This window comes from Streptococcus parasanguinis, assembly GCF_001069785.1.
Lineage (GTDB): Bacteria > Bacillota > Bacilli > Lactobacillales > Streptococcaceae > Streptococcus > Streptococcus parasanguinis_T.
In genome coordinates this window covers 1-10812 of the sequence record NZ_JVSR01000050.1, presented here as the reverse complement: position 1 = coordinate 10812, position 10812 = coordinate 1, and the positions used below count along the sequence as shown (strand labels likewise).

Annotated in this window: 13 protein-coding genes; all 13 read left to right on the top strand. The window is 43.4% G+C overall.

The genetic code is table 11. From position 1 onward, the window contains the following. Positions 1 to 115 precede the first annotated feature (115 nt). A complete protein-coding gene (locus ADG03_RS03445; protein ID WP_049471891.1) occupies positions 116 to 472 on the top strand; it encodes a hypothetical protein in 357 nt (118 codons plus the stop codon). A 273-nt stretch (positions 473 to 745) separates the two neighbouring features. Next, the gene (gene msrB / locus ADG03_RS03440; protein WP_049471890.1) at positions 746 to 1681 is read left to right on the top strand and encodes a peptide-methionine (R)-S-oxide reductase MsrB; all 936 of its coding nucleotides are present in this window, start codon (positions 746 to 748) and stop codon (positions 1679 to 1681) included. Between the two features lie 384 nt (positions 1682 to 2065). Then, the gene (locus ADG03_RS03435) at positions 2066 to 2953 is read left to right on the top strand and encodes a helix-turn-helix domain-containing protein (protein WP_229042329.1); all 888 of its coding nucleotides are present in this window, start codon (positions 2066 to 2068) and stop codon (positions 2951 to 2953) included. Positions 2954 to 3149: 196 nt separating this feature from the next. Then, entirely contained in the window at positions 3150 to 3353 is a 204-nt protein-coding gene (locus tag ADG03_RS03430) for a hypothetical protein (RefSeq protein WP_080976912.1), read from the top strand. Between the two features lie 193 nt (positions 3354 to 3546). Next, a complete protein-coding gene (locus tag ADG03_RS03425; RefSeq protein WP_049471888.1) occupies positions 3547 to 4890 on the top strand; it encodes a CapA family protein in 1344 nt (447 codons plus the stop codon). 3 nt (positions 4891 to 4893) lie between these two features. Continuing rightward, positions 4894 to 6558: a MutS-related protein gene (locus tag ADG03_RS03420; protein ID WP_049471887.1), complete on the top strand. Its 1665-nt coding sequence runs from the start codon at positions 4894 to 4896 to the stop codon at positions 6556 to 6558. A 22-nt stretch (positions 6559 to 6580) separates the two neighbouring features. Next, on the top strand, positions 6581 to 7297 hold the full coding sequence (locus ADG03_RS03415) for a DUF554 domain-containing protein (protein WP_049471886.1): 717 nt from the start codon (positions 6581 to 6583) through the stop codon (positions 7295 to 7297). A gap of 183 nt (positions 7298 to 7480) precedes the next feature. After that, entirely contained in the window at positions 7481 to 8059 is a 579-nt protein-coding gene (locus ADG03_RS03410; RefSeq protein WP_049471920.1) for an HD domain-containing protein, read from the top strand. Positions 8060 to 8195: 136 nt separating this feature from the next. Further along, positions 8196 to 9044, top strand: coding sequence for a Cof-type HAD-IIB family hydrolase (locus ADG03_RS03405; RefSeq protein ID WP_049471885.1), 849 nt, complete (start codon positions 8196 to 8198; stop codon positions 9042 to 9044). Beyond that, positions 9045 to 9677 (top strand): SGNH/GDSL hydrolase family protein, encoded by a 633-nt coding sequence (locus ADG03_RS03400; protein WP_049471884.1) that lies wholly within the window; start codon positions 9045 to 9047, stop codon positions 9675 to 9677. 148 nt (positions 9678 to 9825) lie between these two features. Then, the gene (locus tag ADG03_RS03395; RefSeq protein WP_049471883.1) at positions 9826 to 10221 is read left to right on the top strand and encodes a CopY/TcrY family copper transport repressor; all 396 of its coding nucleotides are present in this window, start codon (positions 9826 to 9828) and stop codon (positions 10219 to 10221) included. A gap of 18 nt (positions 10222 to 10239) precedes the next feature. Next, a complete protein-coding gene (locus ADG03_RS03390; protein WP_003013285.1) occupies positions 10240 to 10611 on the top strand; it encodes a cupredoxin domain-containing protein in 372 nt (123 codons plus the stop codon). Between the two features lie 10 nt (positions 10612 to 10621). Next, positions 10622 to 10812 (top strand): hypothetical protein (locus ADG03_RS03385; protein ID WP_049520958.1); only part of this gene is annotated, 191 nt, incomplete at its 3' end.

Below are 10812 nucleotides of genomic sequence, written 5' to 3'. Positions count from 1 at the left end.
ACTGCGTCTTGCTCGACAATCCAAAAATAATTGAGAGGCTAGGACTTTTGACCCAACCTCATTCTGTTCCTAGTTTTAGGGATTTTCCATTTTTATAGAGAGAAAAAGGTGTACAATGGAGGTGAAAAGGAAGGTGATTTATATGGAAGAAAGGGACGTGATTCAAGAGGCAAGGACGACGATCATCCTTCTTCAAACAGCCTTTTCTAAAGGATTCACCCCCAGTCCAGATGCCCTTCGATTTCGAGAAAATCTAGATCAGATGTTGAAAGGTTTACGAAAGGCTAGGCGGGTTGACAATCGTCTGTTGATTGAGTTAGAAAAGTTTTATCAGACCGCCAGTTTATTGATTGGTCTGGGTGGGCTAGTTTTGAACGAAGAGGCCTTTCAAGCTTGGCGAGCTTATGATCACTGGCATTACGAGGTTGTGAAGCCTCAGTTACAGGTCTATGGACCGACGGTGCTTTTGTAGTTGATGTGCCTTGAGTTTGTCCACAGATATTCAGAGGAGGTGTTGGTCATGGTAGTCCTTCATGATTTTCTACATCAGTTAACCCTATCGTTTTGGAACTTTTATTACTCGCTCTTTTTCTTATTTGAAAAATAAGAAGGATTGACCCCCTTTTACATATAGTAGAAGGGATTTTTGATGCAGAATCCTTGAAAATCTGAGGCTCTTGGATTATGATGGAGCTAATAGATGTCAAGCGTTCCCTGTGGGGAATGCAGGAAGCGAGGAAAAAAGATGGCAGAGATTTATCTAGCAGGTGGCTGTTTTTGGGGCTTAGAGGAATATTTTTCACGGATCCCCGGTGTAGAAGAGACGACGGTGGGCTATGCCAATGGCCAGGTAGAAACGACCAATTACCAACTGATCAAGGAAACGGATCATGCAGAGACAGTTCAGGTTATCTACGATCCAGACAAGATCACTCTACGCGCAATTCTGCTCTACTATTTCCGTGTGATCGATCCCTTGTCCGTTAACAAACAGGGAAATGATCGAGGTCGCCAATATCGGACGGGTGTCTATTATACAGATGAAGGAGAACGTGAGGTGATCGCCCAAGTGTTTGCGGAAGAAGAGAAGCAACTGGGCAACAAAATAGCGGTTGAACTAGAACCTTTGCGCCACTACATCCTAGCTGAGGACTACCACCAAGACTACCTCAAGAAGAATCCTGGAGGCTATTGCCATATCGATGTGACAGATGCTGAGCAGCCCTTGATTGATCCAGCAGCTTATCAGAAGCCAGATCAAGAAATCCTAAAGGCGAAACTGACAGCAGAGCAGTACCAAGTCACTCAAGAAAGCGCGACAGAACGTCCTTTCCACAATGCCTATGATCTGACCTTTGAAGAGGGCATCTATGTGGATATTACGACGGGGGAACCTCTCTTTTTTGCCAAGGATAAGTTTGCTTCTGGTTGTGGCTGGCCAAGTTTCTCTCGTCCTATTACCAAAGACGTCGTCCACTATTACCAGGACCATAGCCACGGAATGGAGCGGATCGAAGTTCGTTCCCGCTCAGGCAATGCCCATCTCGGCCATGTCTTCACCGATGGACCAAAAGACCAAGGAGGTCTTCGCTATTGTATCAATTCGGCCTCTCTGCGCTTTATTCCAAAAGAGGAAATGGAGCAAGAAGGCTATGGTTATTTGTTAAAAGCTTTGAAATAATAGAAAAAGCATCTTAGAAACTTTCCTTAGGTGAGTACGGACGTCAGCGAACTTCATAGAAGTTCCATGACTTAGTTTTGGACCTAAGGTTCCAAAACTCCCGAGTGCCTGAAACATCATTGTTTCAGGCACTTTTCTCACATCGGAAAGTTTCAGTAGATGCTTGCATCAGTTGAAAATTGTGATGATGTTTTCTGCAATACCACTTGGGTTGCCTTAGGTAAGAAAAAAATCCACATTCTGAGAGACAGAAGCCACTTTTATAAATAAGGAGCATGATTTTCAAGTTAGGGTGCTTTTTAAGGAAAATATGAAAAGGTTTTCGTTATTCTAACAAAGTATGTGTTAAAATTAGTATAAGATGTAATTAGTAGAGATGTACTGATGATGAAAGATTTAAAAAAAGAGATTGGGAAAAAAATAAAATCTACACGACTAGATAGAAAATCTACACAAGCAGATATTTGCGATGATGAAACTGAATTGACTATTCGGCAATTAGCCCGAATTGAGAATGGTCAGGCTATGCCCACTGTACCCAAATTAATATATTTAGCGAAAAAACTGAATGTCGAAGTTCAGTATTTTGTTGATATTGACAAAATTGAAATACCAAAAGATTATCTAAGGTTAAAGAAAGAATTGGTAGATAGTCCGACCTATGCGGATCGAGAACGAATTGAGCGGAAACAAGCGATTTTAGAAGAAATTGGGGAATGTTACTACGATCTTCTTCCAGAGGATGAACAATTACTTATAGATGTGATTCAAGCGCGTCTAGATATTTATAATAGTTCTGATGTGAGATATGGTTTTGCTCTTTTAGAAGAATACTTTCAACAAATCTTAAAGAAAACAATTTATACGGTTAATGATTTGTTAATTATTGAACTCTACTTTTTTTGCTGTGCTGTAGGATTAGAAGATAAAAGGTATTTTCAGGAGTTGGCTGATAAAGTAATGCTTGACATAGATTATAGGGACAAGGAATACCTGACACAGTTGGAAAAAATATTGCTTGTTTTGCTAGCTCAGTTGGAAGAAAAATGTACGCTTAAATATATTCAAACTTTCGAAGATGTAATTGATAAGACGAGACATGTTTATTACAAACCTCTTATTTATATGTTTAAAGCAAAATATATGCTCCATGTGGAAAAGAGCAAGGAGAAATCTGAGGAGTTGTATGGAAAGGCAATTACATTTGCTGAATTATTGGATGATGAAGTGCTGGTACAAAGATTATTAGAAGAAAAAAAGAACGATTTTTAGCAACCCGACGTTTAAGTCATGTTGCTTTTTTCATTTTATGTTAGACTGAAATCATAAAAAAGGCAAAGATATCAGAAAACTTTATTTCCTACAGTAGGATATATAACTGTTTGTTGAATCGGTATATTTTGGATGTTGTAGGACGATCTTTTAGTTGATTCATTTCCCAAACATTCGTTTTAGAGAAAAGGAGTTTATGATGAAAAATAGAAATTTATGGCGAACGATTTTTGCGCTTTCGGCTATGGTAACTCTGATTGGATTAGGATTTATTGCCTATAATCATTTTGTATTTCATCAACCTTTTATGAATCGGACGACAAAAGGGTTGCTTTCGGCTTTTTTCCTAAGTCTTGTCATGGTTGCGATTAGCTTGTCCAAATCAAACGATAAGAAGTGATTTGTGACCATTTATATGAATCAATCAACTGTGCAAGAGCAGGACGATGAAGCGTTTCTAAACAATGGCGCTTCTGTCCTGCTCTCTTTTTTCTCTTCTTAAAAATTGTGATACAATGAAGAGAAAGTATTTCAATGACAGCTCCATCTGTTGGTGGAGCATTGGAGAAACTAGGTAGGAAGAAGAGGTAGGAATGTTAGAGAAGTGGGAGAATGTGAAAGGGACCATCAAGACGATGGGAAAAGAGCTATCGGCGGCCTTTGATTGGGCTTTTGATCGTCTCTTTTCAAGGATTCAGCTGACCAATGAACAGTTTGTCTATGTACTCTTGTCTGTCGTTTTTATCGTGGCCAATGCCATCTTATGGGTGCAAAAATTTCAAGGCTTTCCGATCACCGCAACGGAACGGCCAGAAGTAGTGTACAAGGCAAAAACACCGGCTGATCAGATTCCTCATACAGCTCGGATCATGGCCAATGGAGATCAGCTCTATCATGATCTGGTCTATATGAGTGCACAAAAAGAAGATGGGACCTATGATTTTCATGAAAATTATGAGTATGTCAAACCCTGGCTACAAAAGGCGGATCTGGCCTTGGGTGATTTTGAGGGAACCATTGACCCGAATTACTATTTGTCAGGTTATCCCCTCTTTAATGCGCCAAGCGAAGTCGTACCAGCCATCAAGGATGCTGGTTATGATGTCATGGATTTGGGACACAACCACATCCTGGATTCAGGCCTAGAAGGGGTCTATTCGACAGCCAAGGCCTTTGAAGATGCAGGCATCACCCCTGTCGGTGTTTACACGCATGAAAAGAGAGGCCAGGCCCCCTTAGTGATCAAGGAAGTGAATGGCATCAAGATTGCTATTCTAGCCTACGCTTACGGCTTTAATGGGATGGAAACGACGCTCACTCCAGAAGAGCAGGCGGATGTCTTGTCTAATTTGGATGAAGAGCGGATGAAGGCGGAGATCCAAAAGGCAGAGCAAGAGGCAGATATTACTATCGTCATGCCCCAGATGGGAATCGAGTACCAGTTGGAGCCGACAGAAGAGCAAAAAGAGCTCTACCACAAGATGGTTTCTTGGGGAGCTGATATTGTCTTTGGTGGGCATCCCCATGTTGTAGAGCCTGCTGAAGTGGTCAATAAAGATGGTCAAAACAAGCTCATCATCTACTCAATGGGGAATTTCCTGTCCAATCAGCGTCTGGAAACCATGGGGGATGTGGAGACTGCCCAATGGACAGAGCGAGGAGTCTTGATGGATGTGACCATCGAAAAGATTGGCCGCAAGACACGGATTAAGACGGCTACTGCTCATCCAACCTGGGTTAGTCGGACTCCGAAGGGAACCTATTCTCCTGAAGGCTATGACTTGTACAAGTACCAGACCTATATTTTGGAAGATTTTATCCAGGGTGGCAAATACCGCGACAAGCTGGATGAGGAGACCAAGGAGAGAGTGGACACGGCATACCGAGAAATGAAGGAACATGTCCACTTGGACTGGCCTCAGAGTGGAAAGGAATAGAGCATGGAAGGAAATGTGAACTGGATCCCGCTTGGGATCCTAGGATTGATGGTGGTGATTTGGACAACCAAATTTCTTACGGCCATCCGCCTCAAGCAAAAGCTGAAGAAGGCTTGGGATGGAGCGCCTTTCTTTCGCAAGAAAGACACAGAAGAAAGTTTGATAGATAGTCTGGCTTATCCAGCTAAGGGAAAGACGATCGATAGCCAAGTGGATGATCAGACCTGGCATGATTTGGCTTTGGATGCGGTCTTTGATCAGCTCAACTATACCCAATCGAGCCTTGGAGCAGAGGCTCTCTATCAAAAAATGCGCCTGCTGGAATTCCAGCCTCAGGACCAGCTTCATGACTTAGAAGCCTTCTTTGAAGAGCATCCAGATTTGCGCCTCAAGGTCCAGGTCATTTTCAACCAACTGGGAAAGAAGAACCACAACATGGCGCGGAGCATTGTCGCAAATCCCGGCAAGCGTTATGCAGGTTTGCCCCTCTATCTAGCCTTGGCCTGCCTTCCTATTCTCTGTCTCTTTGCCATCCCCTTTGAGCCAGTTGGGGCCATTACCCTCTTGGTGATCAGTGTGGTCTTTAATATTGTCTTTTCGAGTTTGCGCAATTGGTCCAATAAAATCCGTCTGGACAATGTTAGCTATTTAGTTCGCATCTTTGCTTCAGCAGAACGCTTGAGCCATCTAGCCTTGCCACAACAAGAAGAACTCAAGCAAGCAGTCAAACCCTTTAAGAAAACGCGGATCCTTGCCAGTGTCTTGCAGAGTCCAACGGGGACCTCTGAGATGGAAATCATTCTCCTCTACCTTAATGTCCTCTTTTTACTCCCGCAGATCGCTCAGGTTTATATTTACAATCAGGTGAAGGCTCATCAAAAAGAGGCCCAGAAGCTTCTGGATCTGCTAGGGGAGATGGAAGTTGCTATTAGTCTCTTGCGCCACAAAAGAGATCTAGAAGTGGTCTGCCAGCCAGTCTTTACGGAGGCGGGTGGGATTGAAGGCGAGACGCTCTATCATCCCTTGCTGTCTAATCCGATTGCCAATGATGTGCATTTTCAAAAAAATATGGTCATCAGTGGAGACAATGCGTCTGGAAAATCGACCTATCTGAAAACGGTCGCCATAAATGCTATTCTGGCTCAAGGACTGGGCTTCGCCTATGGAGAAACATTGGCCCTCCCTTATGGTCATGTTTTAACGGCTATGGATGTGAGCGATGATATTGAAGTTGGAGATAGCTACTTTATCACTGAGAGTAAAGCTATTTTGCGTATGATTCAGCATCTGAAGGAGCCTGGTTTTCACTACTTCTTTATTGACGAGCTCTTTAAGGGGACCAATACCATCGAGCGGATCGGATCAGGCCTTGGGATTGTCCGCTGGTTGGCTGCCCAAAACTGCCTCTACATGATCTCCAGTCATGATATTGAGCTGGTCGCAGCCTCCGGTGAAGTCAATGATAATTACCATTTTGACAGTCGTTATGTGGATGGCAAGATCGTCTTTGACTACCAGATCAAGCCAGGGTCAGCCGTGACCAAGAATGCGGTCAATACCCTAGAAAGTCTGCATTATCCAGAGGAGATTACGCAAACAGCCAAGGACTTGATTGACCAGTATGAAGAGACGGGATACTGGTCTTTGAAAGAGATTGAAAAAGAATGAAAATGAATAAAGGAGTTTGTAAATGATCGGTTTAGGGACCCTCTATAATGCCTTAGGGGTCGTATTTGGTGGGCTTTTAGGATTGCTCATCGGTCAACGTTTGTCAGAAGATTTTCATGAGACCCTTCTGAAAGTGACAGGAGTTGCTGTTTTTGTCTTGGGCATCGCAGGGACCTTGGAAAAGATGCTGGTGGTGCATGGAAGTCATGTGGAGAGTCACGGCAGTATGATGTTGATTCTGAGTCTAGTAATCGGGACCGTTATCGGGGAACTCTTGAAGATTGAGGAGGGTTTTGAGCGCCTGGGAACCTGGCTGAAGGAAAAGACGGGCAACCAAGGCGATTCCAGCTTTGTTGATGCCTTTATGACCACGGCCTTGACCATTTGTATCGGGGCTATGGCGGTAGTCGGAGCAGTCCAGGATGGCTTGACAGGCGACACTTCGACCTTGTTGGCTAAGGCTATTCTGGATATGGTCATCGTTTTGGTTTTGACCGTTTCAAAAGGAAAGGGTGCCATCTTTGCGGTGGTTCCACTTGTGATCTTTCAGGGGGCGATTACGCTTTTGGCCCATTTGATCGCACCAATCATGACCCCACAAGCGTTGTCGAATCTCTCACTGGTCGGCTCCAGCCTCATTCTCTGTGTTGGGATCAACCTCATCTGGGGCAAACGAATCAAGGTCGCCAATCTTCTTCCGGCAGTGCTGATTGCCATTATTTGGGCCTTTCTTGGGTGAAAAATAGAAGCTAACCGGTAAAGAATGATTAGCTTTTTTGCTTGTCCTTGTAGTCTTGTTAGAAAAATGAAGGTGCTCCCAAAAAGAGGGGCATTATCTTTTTGCAAATATGGGAATTCATTTATGGAAACCCTGATTTTTGGTATGATAGTCGTAATTTCGAATAGGGAGGTTGGAGTCACCATGAGTGATTTGAATCAGACAGTTGAGTTTATTAAAGAAATCGAAAAATTAAAGTCAGTAACAAGGTTTAATAGAACCCTTGATGGACGGTTTGAAAATAGTGCCGAGCATTCCTGGCAGGGTGCGATAGCTGCGATGGTTTTTCAAGATTATTATCCTGAAAAATTGAATATGGAAAAGGTCATGTTTCTGTTATTGATTCATGATTTAGGTGAGATTTATGCCGGAGATACTTGGGTGTTTGATGATGAAAAAAAGGTTCATGCTCATGATAGAGAGCTCGCATCTATAGAAAAAACAATGAGCCTCCTTCCAGAAGCAACCTATTTGAATATGAAAAATTCGTGGTTGGAGTTTGAAAATGGGCAGAGTCCTGAGGCAAGATATGCAAGAGTGATTGATGCATTGGTACCACTGATCAATCACTTGGAAGTGTCAGAAGTAAATTATAATCCCGATCATATCCGTTCAGAGATGGTATTAGAAAAGAAAAAATTTATAAAAAGTGAGTCCAAAGAGTTATGGAAACTGACGGAAGAGTTGGTTCAGGAAAGTGTAGAAAAGGGATTATATTTATGATATCACTTGGTCTTTAGTAGCAACTTTCAGACTAAAAGTAAACCACCTGTTTTCACGGATGGTTTTGACTTGCTTGATCTGTGGTATAATGGGAACAGATAGTTTGCACCCTATGAAAGGGAAAAGGTTAGATTGTATGATTAAGTTGATTGCAACAGATATGGATGGAACCTTATTAGATGAACGAGGAGAGGTGGACCTTCCGCGCCTGGAAAGGCTATTGGACCACTTGGATCAAAAAGGGATTCGCTTTGTCATTGCGACGGGAAATGAAATCCATCGCATGCGCCATCTCTTGGGTCCTTTAGTCAAACGGGTGACTCTGGTCGTAGCCAATGGAGCTCGGATTTTTGAGGACGACCAGATGATTCTTGGAAAATTCTGGGATCGAGAACTAGTAGAGGCGGTTCTTGCTTATTTTAAGGGGCGGGAAATTTCAGACCAGCTGGTTGTGTCAGCTGTCAATGGTGGCTTTGCAAAGGAAGGAACGGTCTTTACAGAAGTTGAGAAATTCATGCAGCCGGAAGTGATTGAAGCCTTGTACAAGCGAATGAAGTTTGTTCCGGAATTGACAGCCGATTTGTTTGACCAGGTGCTTAAAATGAGCTTGGTGGTTGGCTTGGATCGTCTTGATCAAGTGAGTCGGGAAGTCCAACAGGCTTTTGGAGATCAGCTCATGGCGGTTTCGAGCGGTTTTGGCAGCATGGATCTCTTACAAGCAGGCATTCACAAGGCTTGGGGTCTGGCTCAATTAATGGAGATGTGGCAGCTTGATGCCAGCCAGGTCATGGCCTTTGGGGATAGTGGCAATGATATCGAAATGCTTGAAATGGCTGCTCACTCCTATGCTGTGGCCAATGCAGAAGCAGGAGTCAAGGCTGTTGCCAAACACCTAGCGCCGAGCCATCAGGAAGGTGGTGTTTACCAGGTGATCGAAGAGTATCTAGGATTGACCCCCTGGGAACAAGTGAAAGGAAAGAATTAGATGGCGGTACAGCTGTTAGAAGACTGGCTCTTAAAGGAGCAGGAGAAAATTGTAACAACCTATCGGGAGCTCAATCAAGAGCCTCTGAAGGAGCCGGGTTTGATCTTTATCGGAGACTCCATCGTGGAGTATTTCCCCATTCATGAACTATTACAAAGTCCCAAGCACATGGTCAATCGAGGAGTGCGAGGCTATAAGACGGATCTCCTTCGTGAGCATCTAGACGCCCATGTCTTTGGAACGGCGGTGGATCAAATCTTTCTCTTGATCGGGACCAATGATATCGGAAAAGAAATTCCTCAAAAGGAAACCTTGGACAATGTAGAAGCGGTCTTACAAGCAATTATGCGGGACTTTCCGCTTACCCACATCAACCTGATCTCGGTTCTACCGGTGAGTCAAGAAGAGCGCTACAAACAAAAGGTCTATGTGCGGACCAATGAAAAAATTCAAGCCCTTAACCAGGCCTATCACGAATTGGCCCAAGCCTACCACCAGGTCAGCTATGTCGATGTGTACTCGTCTTTATTGGATGAAGTGGGGCAGTTAGCAGAAGCCTATACGACAGATGGCCTTCATTTAAGTGTGGCTGGTTACCGCATTCTAGCCCAAGCTCTGCAGGAGACGTTATAGAGAAAAGAATAGGGAGCGAAAAAAGCCCAATCAGACAAATCTTCAAAGGAAGATTTGTTTTTTTTAAAACTTTTGGTTGACAAATGTAAATCTTAGGTGTAAAATAGCATCATAAGATTTACAAATGTAGATTTAGAAAGGAGAAGCCATGCAAATTTCCAATGCGGAATGGCGCATCATGAAGATTATCTGGATGGAAGGCAAGCAGACCAGCACGGATTTGATCGCCGTCTTGTCCGAGCGCTTTGACTGGTCGAATTCGACCATCAAGACCCTCTTGACGCGCTTGGTGGAGAAAGGCTGTCTGACCAGAGAAAAATCTGGCAAAGCCTTTGTCTACTCGGCTTTGTTGAAGCAGGACCAAAGTTTAGACTTGGTGGTTGAGGAGGTGAAAGACAAGGTTTGCTCAAAAAGAATTGTCCAGGTGCTTGAAAACTTGATTCAGGAGAGTGACTTTACGCTTGCAGATCTTAATCAGCTGCAGCAGGTCCTGGAAGAAAAGAAAGCAGAGGCTGTCGAAACAGTCCCTTGCAATTGTATGTAATAGAAAGAAGGAATTTTAATGTTTGGATTGTTGATTAGTATTGTTTGTTTACTTGGGGTTGCTTTTATTGCTTGGTGGTTCTTTGCAGAGCATGAAAAGGTAAGCGGCCACGCTCGTCAGAAATCAGGTTATCAAGAAATTGAAGTCGAAGTCATGGGGGGCTATTCGCCTGAAACCATTGTCCTGAAAAAGAATGTTCCAGCCCGGATCATCTTTAATCGCAAGGATCCATCTTCATGTCTGGCTCAAGTGATCTTTCCAGACTTTGGCGTTCATGAAGATTTGCCTTTAGGTGAAAAACATGTCATTGAAATTACGCCAGAAAAAGCGGGCGAATATGGGTTTTCATGTGGAATGAACATGATGCATGGTCAAATGATTGTGGAATAAAGGAGTAGGTATGGTAGAAAAACAAAAAGCAGTTGTGGAAAACGGAGTGCAAAAGATCCGTATTACAGCAGAAAAGGGCTATAGTCCCAAAGAATTTCAACTTCAAAAAGGGATCCCTGCTGAAATCACCTTCCATCGGGTCAATCCTTCCGGCTGTTATAAGGAAATTTTGTTTGAAGATCAGGGGATTTTAGAGCCTTT

Bases quoted from the DNA above. Each gene is read 5' to 3' on its own strand.
- ADG03_RS03405 (WP_049471885.1), top strand. From the start codon at position 8,196: ATGATTAAGTTGATTGCAACAGATATGGATGGAACCTTATTAGATGAA.
- ADG03_RS03435 (WP_229042329.1), top strand. From the start codon at position 2,066: ATGATGAAAGATTTAAAAAAAGAGATTGGGAAAAAAATAAAATCTACA.
- ADG03_RS03390 (WP_003013285.1), top strand. From the start codon at position 10,240: ATGTTTGGATTGTTGATTAGTATTGTTTGTTTACTTGGGGTTGCTTTT.
- ADG03_RS03415 (WP_049471886.1), top strand. From the start codon at position 6,581: ATGATCGGTTTAGGGACCCTCTATAATGCCTTAGGGGTCGTATTTGGT.
- ADG03_RS03425 (WP_049471888.1), top strand. From the start codon at position 3,547: ATGTTAGAGAAGTGGGAGAATGTGAAAGGGACCATCAAGACGATGGGA.
- ADG03_RS03400 (WP_049471884.1), top strand. From the start codon at position 9,045: ATGGCGGTACAGCTGTTAGAAGACTGGCTCTTAAAGGAGCAGGAGAAA.
- msrB (WP_049471890.1), top strand. From the start codon at position 746: ATGGCAGAGATTTATCTAGCAGGTGGCTGTTTTTGGGGCTTAGAGGAA.
- ADG03_RS03410 (WP_049471920.1), top strand. From the start codon at position 7,481: ATGAGTGATTTGAATCAGACAGTTGAGTTTATTAAAGAAATCGAAAAA.
- ADG03_RS03430 (WP_080976912.1), top strand. From the start codon at position 3,150: ATGATGAAAAATAGAAATTTATGGCGAACGATTTTTGCGCTTTCGGCT.
- ADG03_RS03395 (WP_049471883.1), top strand. From the start codon at position 9,826: ATGCAAATTTCCAATGCGGAATGGCGCATCATGAAGATTATCTGGATG.
- ADG03_RS03420 (WP_049471887.1), top strand. From the start codon at position 4,894: ATGGAAGGAAATGTGAACTGGATCCCGCTTGGGATCCTAGGATTGATG.
- ADG03_RS03445 (WP_049471891.1), top strand. From the start codon at position 116: ATGGAGGTGAAAAGGAAGGTGATTTATATGGAAGAAAGGGACGTGATT.